Origin of the sequence: Bifidobacterium scaligerum, from assembly GCF_002802865.1 — a bacterium.
In the GTDB taxonomy this organism is placed as follows: Bacteria; Actinomycetota; Actinomycetes; order Actinomycetales; family Bifidobacteriaceae; genus Bifidobacterium; species Bifidobacterium scaligerum.
The window spans coordinates 333,149-352,874 of the sequence record NZ_PGLQ01000001.1 but is presented as its reverse complement, the minus strand read 5'-3'; the positions used below and the strand labels follow the sequence as shown (position 1 = coordinate 352,874).

14 protein-coding genes are annotated in these 19,726 nt (G+C 56.1%); 3 read left to right on the top strand and 11 right to left on the bottom strand.

All coding sequences use genetic code 11. The features are described 5' to 3' along the window. Window positions 1–3: 3 nt before the first annotated feature. From sufB to CUU80_RS01395, 7 genes are all read right to left on the bottom strand, one after another. Window positions 4–1,515, bottom strand: coding sequence for a Fe-S cluster assembly protein SufB (gene sufB, locus CUU80_RS01425; RefSeq protein WP_277348142.1), 1,512 nt, complete (start codon window positions 1,513–1,515; stop codon window positions 4–6). Window positions 1,516–1,702: 187 nt separating this feature from the next. Next, window positions 1,703–3,310 carry a L,D-transpeptidase family protein gene (locus CUU80_RS01420; RefSeq protein WP_243388589.1) on the bottom strand — a complete coding sequence of 536 codons (1,608 nt, stop codon included), beginning with the start codon at window positions 3,308–3,310 and terminating at the stop codon, window positions 1,703–1,705. Between the two features lie 313 nt (window positions 3,311–3,623). Further along, window positions 3,624–5,285: a CTP synthase gene (gene pyrG, locus CUU80_RS01415; protein WP_100495581.1), complete on the bottom strand. Its 1,662-nt coding sequence runs from the start codon at window positions 5,283–5,285 to the stop codon at window positions 3,624–3,626. Between the two features lie 61 nt (window positions 5,286–5,346). Then, the gene (locus tag CUU80_RS01410; protein ID WP_100495580.1) at window positions 5,347–5,970 is read right to left on the bottom strand and encodes a DUF47 domain-containing protein; all 624 of its coding nucleotides are present in this window, start codon (window positions 5,968–5,970) and stop codon (window positions 5,347–5,349) included. A 79-nt stretch (window positions 5,971–6,049) separates the two neighbouring features. After that, window positions 6,050–7,102, bottom strand: a complete 1,053-nt coding sequence (locus CUU80_RS01405; protein ID WP_100495578.1) for an inorganic phosphate transporter — start codon at window positions 7,100–7,102, stop codon at window positions 6,050–6,052. Window positions 7,103–7,258: 156 nt separating this feature from the next. Further along, window positions 7,259–7,456, bottom strand: a complete 198-nt coding sequence (locus CUU80_RS01400; protein WP_207760072.1) for a CstA-like transporter-associated (seleno)protein — start codon at window positions 7,454–7,456, stop codon at window positions 7,259–7,261. 20 nt (window positions 7,457–7,476) lie between these two features. Beyond that, window positions 7,477–9,876 carry a carbon starvation CstA family protein gene (locus tag CUU80_RS01395; RefSeq protein ID WP_100495575.1) on the bottom strand — a complete coding sequence of 800 codons (2,400 nt, stop codon included), beginning with the start codon at window positions 9,874–9,876 and terminating at the stop codon, window positions 7,477–7,479. 290 nt (window positions 9,877–10,166) lie between these two features. On the opposite strand from CUU80_RS01395, the gene CUU80_RS01390 reads away from it, so the two are divergent. Both CUU80_RS01390 and CUU80_RS01385 read left to right on the top strand, forming a co-directional pair. Next, on the top strand, window positions 10,167–11,444 hold the full coding sequence (locus CUU80_RS01390) for an alpha-amylase family protein (protein WP_439329960.1): 1,278 nt from the start codon (window positions 10,167–10,169) through the stop codon (window positions 11,442–11,444). Between the two features lie 91 nt (window positions 11,445–11,535). After that, window positions 11,536–12,390 carry a D-hexose-6-phosphate mutarotase gene (locus CUU80_RS01385; RefSeq protein ID WP_100495573.1) on the top strand — a complete coding sequence of 285 codons (855 nt, stop codon included), beginning with the start codon at window positions 11,536–11,538 and terminating at the stop codon, window positions 12,388–12,390. A 140-nt stretch (window positions 12,391–12,530) separates the two neighbouring features. Here CUU80_RS01385 and CUU80_RS01380 read toward each other — a convergent pair whose 3' ends face one another. From CUU80_RS01380 to CUU80_RS01370, 3 genes are all read right to left on the bottom strand, one after another. Then, a complete protein-coding gene (locus CUU80_RS01380; protein WP_439329959.1) occupies window positions 12,531–14,528 on the bottom strand; it encodes a DEAD/DEAH box helicase in 1,998 nt (665 codons plus the stop codon). Between the two features lie 255 nt (window positions 14,529–14,783). Beyond that, window positions 14,784–16,073, bottom strand: a complete 1,290-nt coding sequence (locus CUU80_RS01375) for a uracil-xanthine permease family protein (protein WP_100495571.1) — start codon at window positions 16,071–16,073, stop codon at window positions 14,784–14,786. Window positions 16,074–16,225: 152 nt separating this feature from the next. Beyond that, the gene (locus CUU80_RS01370; protein ID WP_100495569.1) at window positions 16,226–17,056 is read right to left on the bottom strand and encodes a histidine phosphatase family protein; all 831 of its coding nucleotides are present in this window, start codon (window positions 17,054–17,056) and stop codon (window positions 16,226–16,228) included. A 319-nt stretch (window positions 17,057–17,375) separates the two neighbouring features. Between CUU80_RS01370 and CUU80_RS01365 the strand changes: the two genes are divergently transcribed. Then, a complete protein-coding gene (locus tag CUU80_RS01365) occupies window positions 17,376–18,986 on the top strand; it encodes a PolC-type DNA polymerase III domain-containing protein (RefSeq protein WP_100495567.1) in 1,611 nt (536 codons plus the stop codon). Between the two features lie 169 nt (window positions 18,987–19,155). Here CUU80_RS01365 and dtd read toward each other — a convergent pair whose 3' ends face one another. After that, window positions 19,156–19,641, bottom strand: a complete 486-nt coding sequence (gene dtd, locus CUU80_RS01360; protein WP_100495566.1) for a D-aminoacyl-tRNA deacylase — start codon at window positions 19,639–19,641, stop codon at window positions 19,156–19,158. Window positions 19,642–19,726: the final 85 nt, after the last annotated feature.

Below are 19,726 nucleotides of genomic sequence, written 5' to 3'. Positions count from 1 at the left end.
GGATCAGCCCACCGATCCTTCCATCTGCAGTTCGACAAGTCTATTGAGCTCAAGCGCATATTCCATCGGCAGCTCGCGGCTGATCGGCTCAACGAAGCCACGCACGATCATGCCCATTGCCTCGTCCTCGTTAAGACCGCGGCTCATCAGGTAGAACAATTGGTCTTCGGAGACCTTGGAAACCGTGGCTTCATGGGCCATGGAGACATTATCTTCGCGCACGTCCACATGCGGATACGTATCGGAGCGAGAGAAGTCGTCCACGAGCAGCGCATCGCACACGGTGGAATTAGACGAACCTTCCGCACCCTTGACGATTTTGACCAAGCCACGGTAAGCGGAACGGCCACCGCCACGGGAGATGGACTTGGCCACGATGGTGGAACTGGTGTGCGGAGCCAGATGGATCATCTTGGCGCCAGTGTCCTGATACTGGCCTTTGCCAGCGAAACCGAGGGACATGGTGGAAGCTTTGGCATACGGCTCAGCAAGGATGCAGGCCGGGTATTTCATGGTGGCCTTGGAACCGATATTGCCATCCACCCATTCCATGGTGCCGCCTTCACGCACGTAGGCACGCTGGGTGACGAGATTGTAGACGTTGTTCGACCAGTTCTGCACAGTGGTGTAGCGCACGCGGGCATGCTTCTCCACTATGATCTCCACGATGGCTGCGTGCAGAGAATCCTCGGACCAGATTGGAGCGGTGCAGCCTTCTACGTAATGAACGTAGGAGCCTTCATCCGCAATGATCAACGTACGTTCGAACTGGCCCATGGCCGGGGTGTTGATACGGAAGTATGCCTGCAGCGGGATATCCACATGGACGCCCTTAGGCACATAGACGAACGAGCCGCCAGACCATGCGGCGGTATTCAGCGCGCCGAACTTGTTGTCCTCGGGCGGCACCACGGTGCCGAAATACTTCTTCACCAGCTCGGGGTATTCACGCACGGCGGTGTCCGTGTCCACGAAGATCACACCCTGCTTTTTCAGGTCTTCCTGAATGGAGTTGTAGATCACCTCGGACTCATACTGAGCGGCCACGCCGGAAACCAAACGCTTTTTCTCGGCTTCGGGAATACCCAGACGATCATAGGTGGAGCGAATATCGTCAGGCAGCTCCTCCCAGCTTTTGGCCTGCTTGTCGATCGGCTTGACGTAATACTTGAAATCATCTGCGTTGAAGCCGGAGAGGTCCACACCCCAATTGGGCATGGGCTTGTCGAGGAACGCCTTGAAACCACGCAGACGCATGTCAAGCATCCACTGTGGTTCACCCTTGTCGGCGCTGATGGCACGCACGACATTTTCGTCGATACCTCGCTTAGCCGCTTCACCGGCGGCATCGGAATCATGCCAGCCATAGCTGTATTCGCCGAACTGGCTGATGATCTCGTCATCCTGTTTGATTTTGTCCTCGTTGACGCGGGAACGATCGGCCACGTACTGGCTCATCTCCACGTCAGCGGCGGCGTTCGGTGCTGTGTTATCGGTCACCTTCCTGCCTTCCATCTCGTTTCGCTCATAGACATAGTCTTACGTAAACCTAGCAGAACCCATGGGGAAACACTACCGGCCACGACGAATAGTGATTGTGCTTTTCATTACAGGCGAATTCGTCTGTATTACGTTGCAATACGGCGAACGCCGTCTCACAACGGAGACGGCGTTCGCTTTGAACACACTCTGGCCGGCTTGCTCAGACTTGAACATGCACACTGGTGCCCATGCCGCACCAGTTATAGAACCATTCGGCCACATCCCAGCCGATGCCCACGCAACCGTGGGAACCGTTGGCGACATATGGCATCGAGGCGTCAGCAGTATAGCCACCAGCAATACGGTGGATGGCACAACCACCATGGGAGAAGTAGTTTACGAAGCCCACGTCCTTGACGTCCCACTTCTCCACACTGCCGTCCGCCAAAGTCAGAGATCCGCTCATATCCTGGCTGGGGAGCTTTTGCCAAATGGTGAAATCACCGGTAGGAGTACACATGAGGCCTACGCATTCGCCTGTAGTCATGTCATTGCCTTGTGCCACCGCAACATTCAGCGTCCTGACCACTTGATCATTTTCATACGCGTAGAGTTTGCGATCGGACAAGTCAATAACCACATGGTGCGTAACCTTGACCTCCTGCTTCGGGTCGACCGTACCCGCCACAGTGATGGAGTTCGATCCTGAAGCGAGGGCATCCGCAAGTTTGGTACCGACGCCTGTATCAGCGCCATCAGCAATGACTACGCCATCATGGCCTTCTGTTTCAGTGCTGATCACTTCCCCGGCGTTGTTGACCACCAGTTTCGTATCCTCGCGCTCCAGCTTAAGGCTCGGCTTAATCTGATCGTTGTAGTACTGCTGCAACTTAGCGGAATCAAACACCACATAGCCATTACGGGTTTCACCGCTCTTCAATGTCGCCTGCTGATTGGCGTTCACGCTCATGGATGAAGCCAGCATGGGCACGGTGACAGTGGCAATATCGGTGCCGGCAACCTTGATGGATACGTTCTTGCCGGCGATGGTATCCAAAGTCGACTTGGCATCGTTCGCAATGGCATCCGTAACAGTTGGTTCGGTCACATCGAGCGTAACGGTAACCGTTCGGGGCTGTGTGGCACCCAGTGACTTCAATGAGCTAATGGCCTGTGCCGCGATGTTGGAAGCATCGGCACCTTGTCCATTCTGTCCTGCAACAACGGTAAAGGCGTCACCGGCATCATTGAGCTTGACCTGCGCGTTGACCGGCTCTTTAGCATCGATGTCAAGAGCCTTGTCGACTACCGATCCATTGGCAAGCTTGGCATTGATTTCAGGAGCGATGTCTTTAGTAATCCAAAACGCATACTGCTGCCACCAAACATCACCACGCTTCGCGTTGAATACATCGGAAGCGATCGCGTCTCCGTCAACATCCACGCCCAAGCTTTCCAACGTGAATTTAGCGGATTTACCTTGATACTTGGCCGTCACTGTGGTGTGCTTCACCTGATCGTTGATGGTGTCAGCGATCTCCTGCTGGGTCTTGCCGGTCACAGAGTTGCCCCAAAGGGTGGTACCGGGAAGAACATGGCTTTGGAAGAACCACACGCCAAAACCACAGGCTGCTGCCATGACAATGAAGACACTGGCGAGCACAGCCCACGGCCAAACATGACGCTTGTGATCTTTCACCGATAATGGACCATGCTCCGACGACGCAGTGTCTGCAATCGGCATCAGAATATCGGTGTCCGAAAGAGCCGCTGCATCACTGCCCGCTGCAGTGAATTGCAGAGTTGAATGCCTATTTTCGTTGGTCATAGACGGTCTTCCTATACGCTACTTACAGTTTAGTGCGATATTTCGCATACGCTACCTGCATAGTAGCAGTATGCTATGGAACAGCAGGACGATAAGACCCCTTCATATCTCGGTTTTACAGGCAAAGTGACGAATCTCACGACCCATTGAATACTTTTCGTCTCAACGACGAATCACACCGTCAAATCCGCATGAATCTGCGATAGCGCCGTGTATCGTCCACCCATATGCAACGAGGTGGTGGCATCCGCGCCAAACAGGCGAACGCCACCACCTCGATAATTAAGTGATACCGACTTTATGTCAGATCACATCAACGTGCTTCCTGATGCTCCAGAGCAGCCTTGACCAAACCAGCAAACAGCGGATGGGGCTTGGTCGGACGAGACTTGAACTCCGGATGGGCTTGAGTGGCCACATAGAACGGATGCACCTCGCGCGGCAGTTCCACGAATTCGGTCAGTTCGCCGTCCGGGCTTTGACCGGAAATACGCAGACCACCTTCGCGCAGACGATCCTTGTACGCCACATTAACCTCATAGCGGTGGCGATGGCGCTCGGTGACATGCGTAGTACCGTACAATTCGGCGACCAGAGAGCCTTCTTCCAGCTCGGCCGGGTAGGAACCGAGGCGCATGGTGTGACCCATATCGCCCTTGCCTGCCACGATATCCTTCTGCTCCTCCATTGTGGCAATGACCGGATTGGCGCAATCCGGCTCGAATTCGGAGGAATTGGCGTCCTCGATGCCCAGCACGTGGCGAGCGTACTCGATCACCATGGACTGCAGACCGAGGCACAGGCCGAGAGCAGGCAGCTTGTTTTCACGCGCAAACTTCAGGGCACCGATCTTTCCATCGATACCGCGGATGCCGAAACCTCCGGGGATGACGATGCCATCGATGTTGTCGAGTGCGGCGGCGGCGCCTTCAGTGGTTTCGCAGCGATCCGCGGCCACCCACTTGACGTTCACCTTAGCCCAGTTGGCGAAACCGCCGGCCTTAATAGCTTCAGTAACGGACAGATACGCATCCGGCAGATCGATGTACTTGCCGACAATAGCGATATTGACCTCATGCTTGGGGTGATGCACACGCTCCAGCAGGTCCTCCCACTCATCCCAATCCACGTCATGGAACGGCAGTCCGAGTTCGCGCACCACGTAGGCATCCAAGCCCTCGTCGAACAGAATCTTCGGCACATCATAGATGCTGTTGGCATCCACGCAGTTGACGACGCCTTCCGCATCCACATCGCACATCAGGGAGATCTTGTCCTTGATGGACTGGTTGAGCGGGCGGTCGGAACGCAGCACCAATGCATCCGGGGAAATGCCCAGCTGACGCAGCATCATCACGGAGTGCTGGGTGGGCTTGGTCTTCAGCTCATGAGCAGCAGAGATGTACGGCACGAGCGAAACGTGGACGAACATGCAGTTGTCGGAACCAAGATCACGACGAACCTCACGAGCCGCCTCCAAGAACGGCTGGGATTCGATATCGCCGACCGTACCACCGATCTCGGTGATGATCACGTCCACATCGTCGGAGGCCTGGGCACGCATACGGGACTTGATTTCGTTGGTGATGTGAGGAATGACCTGCACACACTGGCCGAGGTACTCGCCGGCGCGCTCCTTGCGCAGCACCTCCTGATAAATCTGACCGGTGGTCACATTCGCCTTCTGGCTCAGGAACACATCAAGGAAACGCTCATAGTGGCCGATGTCCAGATCAGTCTCGGCACCGTCTTCAGTCACATACACTTCACCATGCTGGAAGGGGTTCATCGTACCCGGATCCACATTGATGTACGGATCGAGCTTCTGCTGCAGAACGTGCAGGCCGCGTGAACGCAACAGTCGGCCAAGAGACGATGCGGTCAGGCCTTTACCGAGAGATGAGACCACGCCACCAGTGACGAAGATATGCTTGGTAACGTGCTCTTGCGAATTGCCATGTGTTCTTCTAACCATGGAATTTCATCCTATCATCGGTGTGTGACGCGGCGTGTTCACACTGGGAACGGTCAGTTGGTCAGCTGTTCTTCATAACGATGCTGTCCACCACATCGGCGACGTGTTCGCAGTCGTCGGCGCATTGTTCAAGGTTGCGATACACATCATGCCAAGCGAACACCTGCAGCGGATCGGTTTCGGAAGTGTGCAGCGAACGCATCGCCTCGATGAACACATGATCAGCATCAGTTTCGATGGTGTTGACGGCGAATACGCGCTCACGCAACGTCTTCGAGCGGCGGAACTGCGGCAGTTCATCGGCGAGGGCAGCGATCTGTTCGCATGCGTGGACCACCATATCGGTCATCTGCAACGCCTCGTGACGCATGGTAGTCACGTTGTCGTAATACATGCGATCGAGCACTCCTTCGATGCTGTCGGTCACATCATCGAGCACGTGGCTCAGCTCAGCAATGTCTTCACGGTCAAACGGCGTGATGAATGCGGTGACCAGCTCGTCGAGCAACCGGTGTCGGACACTGTCGGCTTCTTGCTCGATTTTGTGCATCGCATCCATATGATCCTTGAGTCGTTGGGGATCATAATCGTTCATGACCTCGTACAACAGGTGTGCGGCACGGCAGGCGCATTCGGCGCTCTGACGGAAGCAGTCGAAATAGAATGAATCGTTCTTGCGTGCCATGAGGAAGCTCCTTTCTGCTCTTGATCTCTGGGCGCGGGATGAGGTTGAAGATGTGCTGAAAAAACGAAGAACTTGCGGCTCAGAACACAAACATGAACAGCTTGGCCATGACAAAGCTGATGAGGCCACAACCGGGGAACGTGAATACCCATGTAAGCATCATGTCGCGTACTACGCCGAAGTTAATGGCGGATAGACGTCGTACGGCACCTACACCCATGATGGCGCTGGTCTTGGTATGCGTAGTGGAGACCGGGATACCAAACATGGTCATGAACAACAAGCACAATGCGCTGGACAAATCGGCGGAGAAGCCCTGATAACGTTCCAACTTGACCATGTCCATGCCCACTGACTTGATGATCTTCTCGCCGCCCACGGAAGTGCCTACGCCCATGATGGTGCTGCACAGGATCATCAGCCATACGGGGATGACCACACCGGCTACACTGGGCTGTCCGTTGCAGAATGCCATGCCGAGGAACAATACACCGATGAACTTCTGACCATCCTGCGCTCCGTGCATGAAGCTGTTGGCCGCGGCACCAACGATCTGGGCGTATGTGAAGAATCCGTTGGTGCGTCGGCGGTCGAATCCGGCGCATACCAGAGTGACGATCTTGCACACGAGCCAGCCCATGCCGAATCCGATGACCAAGCTTGCCACCAAGCCATAGAGGACTTTGACCCACTCCCCCATGTTGATGCCGGCGATACCGCCCTGGATGGCGATGGCCGCACCGGACAGGCCCGCAATCAGGCTGTGGCTTTCGGAGGTCGGGATGCCGAGCAATGAAGCGCCCACACTGTAGACCACGATGGAGAACAGCGCTGCGCACAGCGCAATAAGCGCAGCGTGGGTGTCGCCGCCGAAATCGACCATATTGGAGATGGTGGAGGCGACCGACGCATTGAATTGCGTCATCAGGAAGACACCCAGGAAGTTGAAGATCGCCGCCATGATGACTGCAGAGCGCACGCGCATGCAGCGGGTCGTCACGCAGGTAGCAATGGCGTTAGGCGCATCTGTCCAGCCATTGACGAATATGACGCCCAGCGTCAGCAACGTTGTTATAGCCAGTGCCGGATTTGAGAACACCTGTTGGATGAAGTAGGCCAAGGATACGTCCACGGCTAGTCATCACCTTCTTCTTCGGGGGTGGCGGAAAGTCGTCACACCGATTGTAACCGATTGGTGACTACGTAGCGGTATTCGTGGCGTTGTGTGTGCGCTTTGCCAACCTTACCTATAAGAAAAGCCCCTCATGAAGAGGGGCTTTGTATCATATCAACAGCAGCAGCTGGTGTTGGGGTGAAGGCGATCGTATTCCTCGCGAGCTCGTATGTATTCGGGCTCGCTCATCGGAGTTTCACCGGGGTGCTCAGCGGCGAAATGCTCCAGATAGTGATCGTATCGGGCTTCACCGCTGATTTCGCGCACATACCAGACGATGCCGCGCCAGACGGCTCGCAACCGGCCGATGATCGTCTCCATCCCGCTCATTCTCATGCCGCGGCTCGCTCGTTTTGGGTGAGCTCATGCAGCTTGACACTGTATTCGCGCTGCACCTTCTTCTCCAGCGAGGTTGCCACCAAGCTGGAGGGCGCGAACCACTGCGATTCAACGAACGGCTCTTCAGATGTGGTTTCAGTACCGAACTTGCCGGATACAAAGGTCCGAACGACCGTTACAATGCCAACCACCACGAAGATGCTCATCATGACCAGGAAGAACACGGAGAGCACACCATCAAGGTAGGCGTTCGACAAAGCCGCCTGGGCATTGGCCAATGCTTCACCGCTCAGCTCGCCGGAAGCGATCTGGGCCTGATATTTGGAGGCAGTGGCAAAGTAGCTCAGCGGTCCGAAAATCTTCTGGAAATCGGCGGTGAAGGTCACTGCGATGTCCCACACCAGAGGCGCAACCGGAATCCACAGATACTTTTTGTATCCGAGCTTAGCCACGCATACGGTGACGATAACGAAACATGCGGCGGCAAGCAGCTGATTCGAAATGCCGAAGATCGGGACCATGGCGTTGATGCCGCCGTTGGCGTCGGAGACGCCCATCCACAGCAGCCCACCCCACAGTGCGGTGGCGATCAGCGTGGTGATGATGTTGCCCGGCTTCCATGTAGGATCGGCGAACTTCTTGAGTTTGCGCACGTTGCCCAGCATCTCACCGATCTGATAACGGGCCACGCGGGTGCCGTTATCGACGGTAGTAAGGATGAACAGGGCTTCGAACATGATGGCGAAGTGGTACCAGAATGCCATCGAATCATGACCTCCCAAGTAGGATTTCAGGAAGTTGGCCATGCCCATGGCGAACGTGGTGGCACCGCCGGTACGGGAGACGATGGTTTTCTCACCGATGTCGGAGGCGGCCTTCTCCAAAGCTTCGGCACCCTCATAGGTCTTGGCGGCACCGCTGTCATCCACGGAGTCCCAAGTAACCTGCATCTGGTTGCCTTCGATGTCGCTGACCTTCATCGAAGAGACCGCCTTGACCGCTGCTTCGGCCTGCTCGGCCGGAGTCGAGTTGGCGGTTATGCTTACGCCGGAGACGGCGGTGATCTGGGCGGCGGACATATTGGTGGAGAAGTAGACGCCTTGGGAGATGGTAATTGCTGCAATCAGGGCGATGATGGCGGTGAACGATTCGACAAGCATCGAACCGTAGCCGATCATACGAATCTGATTCTCTTTTTCAACCGCCTTCGGAGTCAGTCCGGAACTCACTGCACCGTGGAAACCGGAAAGGGCTCCACAGGCGATGGTAATGAACAGGAACGGGAACAAGCTGCCGGAGAAGGTGGGACCAGTGGACTGGGAAGCCAGTTCGGTCAGGCCAGGCACCTTGACAGACGGATTGGCGATGATGATGCCGACCACAAGCAACACGAGCGTGCCGATTTTCATCAGCGTGGACAGATAGTCGCGTGGGGTGACCAGCAGCCAATGCGGCAATGCGGCGGCAGCGAATGAATAGATTACCAGAGCTATGACCAGCTCTTTGGCGTCAAGGGTGAAGACGGAGGCCACAGCAGGAACGGATGCGATCCAGCCACCGGCGACAATGTCAAGCACAAGCAGCACGAAGCCGAGCAGCGTGGTTTCGATCACACGTCCGGGACGCAGGAAACGCTGGTAGCATCCCATGGCGAGCGCGATCGGAATGGTCATGCCGATGGAGAACACCGCCCAAGGCGAGGCGGCCATGGCCTTGATGGCTACAAGCGCCAGGAAAGCCATGGCAATGGCAGTCATAACCACAAGGAATATGGAAAGAATCATGCCGCCGAACTTGCCCATTTCGTCCGTGGCCATCTGGCCGAGTGAACGGCCACGACGCTTGGCAGAAATCCACAGGACAAGCATGTCCTGTACGGCACCAGCGAAGATCACTCCCAAAATGATCCACAACGTGGAGGGCAGGTAACCCATCTGGGCGGCTAGAATCGGGCCGACCAACGGGCCGGCACCGGAGATGCCAGCGAAATGCTGCCCAAACAGCACACGACGGTCCGTGCGCTCGAAGTTTGCGCCATCATGTACGCGTTCGGCCGGAGTGGCGTTCGCGTCATCGGTGCGCATGATCTTGATCTGAATGTAGTACGCATAGAAGCGGTAGGCGATGGCGTACGAGCTCAACGCCACCACCAAGAACCAGATGGCGGAAATCTGTTCGCCGCGGGAAACGGCCAGCATGGCCCATCCGCAGGCGCATACGATTGCGATAACAGCCCACAGCAAGGCTTTCTTCCAAGTCCATACCATTTTCGGGCGTACGCCTACGGGCAGACCTCTCGAATTGCGAATCACGCGTGCGGCTTCCGCTGGCGTGTAATCATTATTGAATTCCAACTTGCCAGGTGCCGGAACCTGAACTGTTGCGTCGGTCATACTGACCCCTCATACTTCTTTGTAATTCGCCCCATCGCTATACGAGGAAAGGGGGCGTTCTCTCTTCTGCCGTCCATCGGTGACGACTCACTTACCTGCTTATGGCATTGTCTGGAAGCGTAATGTCGCTATAAATCAAGGTTATGTTTCGTCCCAGCATGTGATCAAAGCCACACTAGTCAAACGCCATGGCAGCACCTTCGACATTGAGGTCCGCGCAATTCCATGCATTCTGTGAGAAAATGAACACACTGTCAACAGGAGGTGTTGCGATGGTCGTCAATGAGGCAATGGAACGCACTTTGCCCGACTGGGTTCGCTACGGTGTGTTCTGGCATATCTATCCTCTGAGTTTCTGCGGAGCCGATATCCGTCCTTCGGGGCCTCGCGAGTTCCATGGACGCGGCCTGGATTCCATAATCAACTGGCTGGAATATGCACGCGATCTTGGTGCTTCCGGGCTGTTGCTGGGACCCATATTCGAATCGGCCACGCACGGATACGACACGCTTGATCACATGCATGTAGACATCCGGCTCGGCGGCGATCACGCTTTTGACCGGCTCGCCGAAGCATGCCGGAACATGGGATTCTCACTGATTCTCGACGGCGTGTTCAATCATGTCAGCCGTTCACATCCTGCCGTCGCCGCTGCGCTCGATGCGGCCACGAACAGGCTCACGACCCAGGACGTCCCTTGGCAAGGATTGGTGCGCGCAAATATCGACACGGACGGCAAGCCCACACTGGAGGTTTTCGAAGGCCATGATGACTTGGTGGACTTCGACCATGAGGCTCCTCAAACCGTTGACTATGTGACGCGCGTGATGAATCACTGGCTTGATCGAGGTGCCACAGGATGGCGTCTCGATGCAGCATACGATGTGCCTTCATCATTTTGGGCGAAGGTGCTGCCTCAAGTCAAAGAGGCGCACCCGTATTCATGGATTTTCGGCGAAGTGATTCACGGCGATTATCCGCACATCGTCAAGGAGTCCACTATGGATTCGGTGACGCAGTACGAATTGTGGAAATCGATTCAGCATTCGTTGGAAACCGATAATTTCTTTGAGTTGGATTGGAATCTCAAGAGACATAATGTCTTTCTCGATTCATTCATACCGCAAACGTTCATCGGCAATCACGATGTGACCCGAATCGTCTCTCAAATCGGCGCAGACAAGGCTGCGCTGGCTTTAGCGGTTTTGATGACAGTTGGCGGCGTTCCGTCGATTTATTACGGCGATGAACAAGGGTATGTGGGTGTCAAGGAGGAGCGTTTTGGCGGCGACGACGATATCCGGCCGAAATTCCCGCTCTTCCCCAATGAACTGTCTCGTCTGGGCGAGCCGGTGTATCGGCTGCATCAGGCACTCATCGCCTTGCGACGTCGCAATCCATGGCTTTTGAACGCACGCACCGAAACGATGGAGCTGGAGAATAAGAGGTTCGTCTACCGCTCTCATAGCGTTACAGGAGTCGAGTCCATCACTGTGGAGCTGGACATTACCGGCACACCATCGTTTGTCATACGTGACGGGTCCGGAGCCGTACTGTACCGCAAGTAGGCGGATACGCAAGCAGCACGGTCCGGCAACGCACTGCACAATAGACGCATAATACGCAACAAGTGTCTTCAATCTATTCGGGAGGTATCACATGAACGAACCATTCGTCATTCGTCGTATAGGAGACTCCACCGGCGAAGCCATCGTCAGCGACTACGGCGCGCATGTACTGCGCTGGGCTCCCGCCGGCTCGCCCGACGTGGTATGGCAGCCAAAATCGATCTTCCTCAAATCCGACAAAGCGATTCGCGGCGGCATACCGATTATCTTTCCCTGGTTCAATTCCGGATACGATATCGCAGGATTCAAGCGCACCCCGAAGCATGGGTTCGCTCGTATTTCGCTTTGGCGAATAGCCGAATCCACCGACACCTCACTACGGTACATCTTGGATTCGCAAGCCATTGACGAACATACACTGGAACAGTTTTACGGCAATGCGCATCCGCAATTCCACGCTGAAGTGAACATCGCTGCCGGCGAGACATTGACTGTTGCTTTGACAGTGACCAATACCGGAGATACCGGATTCGCTTATGAAGCGGCGCTGCATACCTATTTGCATGTGGGAGACGCACTGCAGACACGGGTGCATGGACTGGACGGCTCTCATTTCTTGGATACCACGCTACCGGACTTCCCCGTAGTACGACAGCAAGGCGATGTCACGTTCGCAGGAGATCTGGTGGATCGCATTTACCTGACCAATAACCCACTGGAACTGATCGATCCGGCACTGGGCCGCACCATCGCGATCTCGTCATCGGGTGCCACCGGCACCGTGGTGTGGAATCCCGGCGAAACCGCCGGTAATGCAATCGGAGATCTTGATGAAGGCGAGTGGCGGGATTTCGTATGTGTGGAGGCGGTAGCGAACCGCGAGAGGCTGATCAATCTCGCTTCGGGTGAATCCCATACGCTCACTCAGACACTGAGCGTGAAGTAGTTGTGCTCTTTCAGGGGTCCTTTCGGATCCTTCCGGATATCGGATGACGGTGTGGCCCTCTTTATATGAGAGAGTGCCACACCGTCATCTAAGCCATGTGGACCGGTCATGGACTACCGCGCAGCCGGCAAACAGTCCGTTTAGCGTCCGTTGCGTTTGCCGGCGGACCTGAACGGTACACGTTTAACTTTGGAGTGGCGGCGATGAGGGCCCTCCGTATTACCGTATTTGGCCATCATGCGCCTGTCGTGACGCTTGGCGGCTTCACCCCGCTCATCGCTGATAATGCGGTTCTCATTCTTGCGATGAATACGTTTGCCTCCGCTCGCAGCACCTGCAGTGCGAGAGTCCTGCCGATTGTTCTTGCGGCGACGTTCATCGCGCTTGCTGGGATTGCCGCCACGACGTTCTTCAGGATGTTCGAACAGGTAATCGCGACGTTCCGCTTGTGGATCGCTCAGACCGGCACGGCGTTCAGCACGGTTTCGGCCTCGCGACTCGGCGACGGCGTTCTTCCCCTTGCGCTCCTGACGTGTCTGAGCACGGCGTTCACCCGTGCTTCGCGCACTCTCTGATGCATTGTCGTGCATGCCATTGGATGCGGCATTCGCCTGCGCAGACCGCTCGGCGCGCTCCGCCGCACGACGGCGACGGCGTTCCTTCTTACGCGCGTTCTTTTCCTGTTCCAGTCTTCTTTCGCGTTCTTCACGCTCCTCTTGACTGAGCGTTCCGAAAGATCCACGCTTCGTCTGTCCTCCATTGCGACGACCGCCCACAGGCTGAGACTGCTCCAAACTCCAGCCCTCAACCTTTTCGGCACGCTCACCCACCAGTTCCAGTACCTCAGGCGAATCATGGGTCACCGCAATAGGTTTGGTCTTAATGCCTGCCTGATTGAGTAGACGTCGAGTCTCACGACGCTGCTCGGGCAATACCAGCGTGACCACGTCGCCGGCCTTGCCCGCACGCGCGGTACGGCCGGAACGATGAACAAAGGACTTCGGATCATCCGGCGGCTCGACCTGAACCACCAGTTCGACGCCACCGACATCAATGCCACGTGCAGCCACATCGGTAGCCACCATAACGTTCACATCGCCACTGTCGAAAGCCGCCATATTACGGTCTCGCTGGTTCTGATTCAGATTCCCATGCAACTCAGCCGCGGGGATGCCGCTCTGAGTAAGGTTTTTGGCCAGCTTTTTCGCTTGGAACTTAGTACGGGTGAACAGAATACGCCGTCCTTTGCCAGAAGCGAGCGTACGTACCAGCTCGTGTTTGTCGGCACGGGTGGTCTCGAATACATGGTGCGTCATCAGTTCCGGCTCGCTGTTGGCCGGATCCACGCTATGCACCTTAGGATCATGCAGGAAGGTGTTGACCACCTCATCAACCCCATGATCAAGCGTGGCGGAAAACAGCATATGCTGGGCGTCGGGGCGAATCTGCTCCAGTAGTCGCTTCACGGGCGGCAAGAATCCCATATCCGCCATCTCATCGGCTTCATCGATCACCACCACTTCGACGGACGCAAGGGTCAGTGCCTGCTGATGCAGCAGATCCTCCAAACGACCGGGACATGCCACTACGATGTCCGCTCCGGCCTTCAGATCACGGATCTGACGAGCGTATTTCACACCGCCGTAAACGGTGGTGGTGGTCATCCCGTACATGCGGGCGAGCGGCTGCACCACGTCATTGATCTGGTTTGCCAACTCTCGTGTCGGAGCAAGCACCAATCCACGCGGATGCGGCAGGAAATCATCGGCGCGACGTTCCTCAAGACGCTCCTGACGGCGGCGTTTCATTTCGCGACGGAACTCAGCCATCGCGACCTCGCCAAGCGAATCATACGAACCCAAACGGGCTACGAGCGGAATGGAGAAAGCCAACGTTTTGCCGGAACCGGTACGACCACGACCGAGTACGTCACGGCCGGCAAGGGAATCCGGCAAAGTATCGGCCTGAATCGGGAACGCGGTCTTTTTCCCATCTTGGGCAAGCGAGCGAACCAACGGGCCGGGCACCCCAAGTTCGCCAAAGGTTACCGGGCGATCCTGCGCATCGCCCGCTTCTTCTTCGTTCGTCATGTCGGTCGTCACAATATCAACAGCGTCATCTAAATCGTTATAGGGCACAGTGGCCTTTCATGGTATAAGTACGCACGGTATCGCGTAAGAAATGTAAACCACATGAGCCTAGCCCAAGCCCCCTACTTTGGCTCGTCTATGATTTCCCATCGCATGGATGCGATTATGGTTTCCCCCCTGTCAAACACCAAACACCAAACACATAATCCCACGGCGCAGGTTGCTGGAACCACACCGTGGGATCAGGTTCTGTCGGCATCGCATGAACGATGGCCTATCGTCACGTGATATTCGCTATATCCGCTACAGAATATCCGGATCGTTCTTTTCGATGGTGCCGGTGGCCTTGCCGATGGCCTTGAGACCATGGTAGGCAACCAAAATCACGATCGTGCCGATGGCGATGCCGTTGAATGAGATGCCGTTGACGGTGAACGCGAACTGTCCGATGGCAATGATCATCGTAATGGCGGCGACCATGATATTGAGCGGCTTATCGAAGTTGACCTTGTTCTCAACCCAGATACGAATACCGATCATGCCGATCATGCCATACAGCAGCGTGGTCACGCCACCGAGCACACCGGCGGGAATCGTGTTGATCACGGCACCGAACTTCGGGCACAGGCTCAGGATGAGTGCGAATGCGGCGGCGCACCAGTAGGCGGCGGTCGAGTACACCTTGGTGGCGGCCATCACGCCGATGTTCTCGCCGTAGGTGGTGGTGCCGGAGCCACCACCGAAACCGGCGAGCGTAGTGCCCAAGCCGTCAGCCATCAGCGCGGTGCCGATCTGGTTGTCGTAGTCACGGCCGGTCATCTGTGCCACGGATTTGACGTGGCCCACGTTTTCGGCCACAAGCACAAGCACCACGGGAATGAACATGGGCAGAATGGAGAAATCGGCCTGCGGCAGATGGAACTTCGGGAAGCCGATCCATCCGGCGCCGGCGATGGCGGAGAAGTCAACCTGACCGCGAATGCAGGCATAGATGTAGCCGATAAGTACACCAATCAGGATGTTCAATCGACCGATCAGTCCCTTGAACAGCACAGCTACCAGCAACACAGCCAGCAAAGTCACGACGGCGGTATCGGGCGCGGCCTGGAAGTTGGTCCATACAGAAGGCGCCAGATTGAAGCCGATGATAGCCACGATGGCACCGTTGACAACCGGCGGCATGATGATATCGATCCACTTGGCACCAGCGTAATGCACCAGCACACCGACCAACGCCAGCAGGATACCGGTGATCATAATGCCGAAGCTGGCGACCGCAATGCCCTTGTTCGCCGTGGTTACGGCGGTAATCGGAGCAATGAAGCCGAAGGATGAACCGAGATAGCTCGGCAATACGTTCCTGTTGATCAGCAGGAACAGCGCAGTGGACATGGCCGTAAAGAACAGCGTGGTGGACGGATCGAAGCCTGTGAGAATCGGCACCAGGAAAGTGGCACCGAACATGGCGATCACGTGCTGGGCACCAATGCCTGCAGTACGCGCCCAAGTCAGACGCTCGTCAGGCTCAACCACCTCACCCGGCTGCAGCTTCTTGCCATCGCCATGCAAGGACCATGTGAACAGGTTCTTCATAACTGAACTCCTTTTGGTTCTCTCTCGCGGAAGACCTCTATACAACCGTCGTCCGCGCATCGTGTGTCATTGTATCCTGTTCACTGACTCCACACGTTTCGCATCTGCCGTCCAGGGCACCCGATGCTCATCGGATGCCGGCAATTGGCGAGCTACTTGCCGTAATACTCCAACAAATGCGGATCCACAGTGCGCACCACATCCACCAAATCACCATTGGACAGATACGGTCGCTTGAACTCGCGCCATGGCTCCACCTTGACCTCCCAACGCCCGGTCTCCTCATCCAGTACAGGACGGGCGGTCTGCTCCCAGCGCACACGTTTGGAAGTGCGGCCGGTTTCGGGATCACGACGCGTGTAGTGCAGACAGGTGCAGTTGGTGATTTTCCAATCATCCGAATCGGCGCGATGCAAAAACTCCTCATCCGAAAGATCCTCGATGGTCAGCATCAGCGCAAGCATGAAGTCGCCGTGCGTGACCATCACGACTGATTCGGCGTCCGACTTGCGGCTCAACGATGTCAGGACGTTATGCACACGGTCCTCGGCCACGTCCGCAAGCGACTCGCCCGCCGGTGGGCGCCAGTAAAGCGGATCCGTGTTTTTGAACATCCAGTTGCGGGCGTAATTGTTCTTGAACTCGGCTTTGGTTATGGTGTTGATCTCACCCCATGAACGTTCTCGAATCACACGATTCTCCTCCCATTTGGCCTTGGGAAGGGCCATAGTGGCGGCTGTCTCGCGCGCACGCACGTATGGCGAAACCATGTATCGATCGAAGAGTTGCTGCTGATTCACAATCCAACGGCCAATGCAATCGGCTTGCTTGCGACCGGTGGCGGTAAGTCTCCAGGATCGATCAGGAACAGTCACATTGTCCTGCGTATACAGAGACTCATCACCCTGCTCACCCGCCTGAACGATGACGTTCGCCTCAGACTCTCCATGCCGAATCACATACAAATCAAGCGGCATGCTCATGTCGATTCCTCATTTCTTTTTACCTCTTTGTTACCGTTGCGGCAATCCCGGCACTCGACGCCACGAAGTCGGGCCCACATGGCTTTCACTCTTTCATATGCGAGCCTCACTCCACGCACGGCCGAGCACCACTTGCGGGGCCGGGTCACGCATGGACCAGCCCGGACTCGATGCCCTCCACCATATCCGAAACGCGCGGGCTCCACATGGTTCCGCCCTCAGCCGAAGCGAAGAATTCACCGGCAGTTCAGCCTCGGCTCGGCAATCGTTCCGAGCTCACGGTCTGGAATGAAACCGAAACGCACTACGATGGAGAAGTATGGGGAATAATTCAAATATCGACCGTTCGTGGCTCACTTCCGCCAAGGAAAGCATCAGCCAGTGGTCGTACATCATGTTGAAGGATGCAGATAACAACGATATTGATTGGGATTGGGTGCGTTCGCTCGATCTGGAACATGGCATCGGCGTAGCGAAGCCGGAAGATCTTGAGCCGGGAGCCGATTCAAGCGTACATGACCTGCTGAAGGCGGATCTTGCGATTCGCGACCGTTTGGAAGCGATCATAGCGAAGATGAGCATGGTGTTCATGCGTGACTTCGACCGGCACATCAAGACCTATGAATTGCCACGCGCACTGGCGTACGCCAATCGACGTTTACATGATCAGATCGTACTGCTTCGCGATCGCGGCGTGGCGGAAGGCCTATGGACCATCACCGACGAGGATCGCCAACGGGTAACCGTACCGGTGCTGACCGCCGCCAAGGACGGCGTTGTCGTGGATGACATTCAGGATCGCACCGCGGAAATCGTCAACGCCCGTGCCGAACAACGCAAAGCTGATCGTGCGGCTCGTGATGCCGCACGTCACCACCGTCAGATGACTTTGTTTGACGCCGATGAGGTGAAGTACGGGTCCGTGGAAGCCGGCCCTGACGAATCCGCGCCGGCAGACTCCAGTTCGGATGCCGGCAGCCCGGATTATCTGGTTGAAGGACAGCCGGTAATCAATGACGACAATCCCGCAGTGCCTGGTACCGAACAGGTTGCCGTGGATGAAACCGCAGTCTCGGAGCCGACTTTCGCACGATTCCGCCATGCCGCCGCTCAGCATGTGGCATCACGGCAGAGCGTGGAAGCCAAAGAATACTGGCGCGCGGTGTTTTTGCCAGGCCGCGACGTGGACAAGGTCATGGGCATCGACTTGGAGACCAACGGCACCGAACCCTACCGTACCTACATCATCGATGTGGGCTTCGAATACATGAATATGAAATCGCCGCGTCCCGCCGACGCACCTGCCGGCTACAGCTACGACAAGGATTACTATCAGGACGGCGACGCTTACGATCAGCATCGTTTCTCGTTCGGAGTAACTCCGGAAGCGGCGCGTCATGGCAATCCGTTCATCATCCAGCTGACCGGCATTGATGTGAGCCAGCGAGTCGGCGACGAATACCCGCTGTTCGATGAGGATGCTCAGGCTCAGGCCGATCTGCTGAAACGTCTGACTTCACAGCCGTTCGTGGCACATATGGCTACATTCGAGCACAGTTTCTTCATGCTCAACGTCGCCGGGTATGCGGAAGCATATCGCAATGGCCACGTGACCATCATCGATACCCTGCCCATGAGTCGCCTGTGGGATGAGGGCTCGATTCCATGCGAAGGCCATCCAGATGGCGACAATACTCTCGACGCTTACGCCAAGCGGCAGGGCGCGCTGCGCGAGGACGATGCCGAACGCCACTTGGGTTTGGAAGATACGCACATCATGCTGCTCGCCATGAAGCATCATCTGACGCAGCTCAAGGCTGAGGCGCGCGGCCCCTGGGGCCCCGAGGGCAAGGCCGGCGTGGGCGGCAAGCGCATCACCAAGAAGCGTCATTTCGTGCGTCATGAACGCCGCATGCCGATATACGACTGAGAAAACCCGCCGCCGCCATTAACGTTGGGGCTGGAATATGTGATGCCGGACTGTAAACTTGGTCAAACGGCCTTGAGCGTGTTCAGCATCACATATTCCAGCCCCGACTTCCGTGTAAAACGAACGTTGTTGCACAGAGCACATCAAAGTCTGAAATCTATCAGCCAACTTAGCTTTTATGCGGCATATCGGTTTCAGTATCAACGATGATGGTCACTGGACCATCGTTGACCAAGCCCACTCGCATATGAGCGCCGAAGCGACCTTCTCGAACCGGCACTCCCCCAGATCTGAGGGCTTCATTGAATTTGATCCACGTGATATCCGCGTGCTCGGGTTTTCCGGCTTTGATAAAGCTGGGGCGATTGCCTTTATGTACATCGGCGTACAACGTAAACTGTGAAATCGAAAGGATCTCACCGCCGATATCTTGAATCGAACGATTCATCTTGCCCTGTTCGTCCTCGAAGACACGCAGGTTCAGTACCTTATGGGCGAGCCATGCCACTTCGGCTTCTCCGTCCGCATCCGAGACGCCGACCAGAATCATGTAGCCAGGGCCAATCTGTTGCGGCTCGAATGTAGGGTCAAGGGTTCCCAGCTCATTGACGACGTCCACGCTGGCGTGGCTTACCCGTTGAATCACAATACGCATATGCCCGATTATGCCATCTTCAGGAATCAGAACATACCCGGCTTCCGGCGAGCGCGGTGGACATGACTGATACGCTTGAATGGAA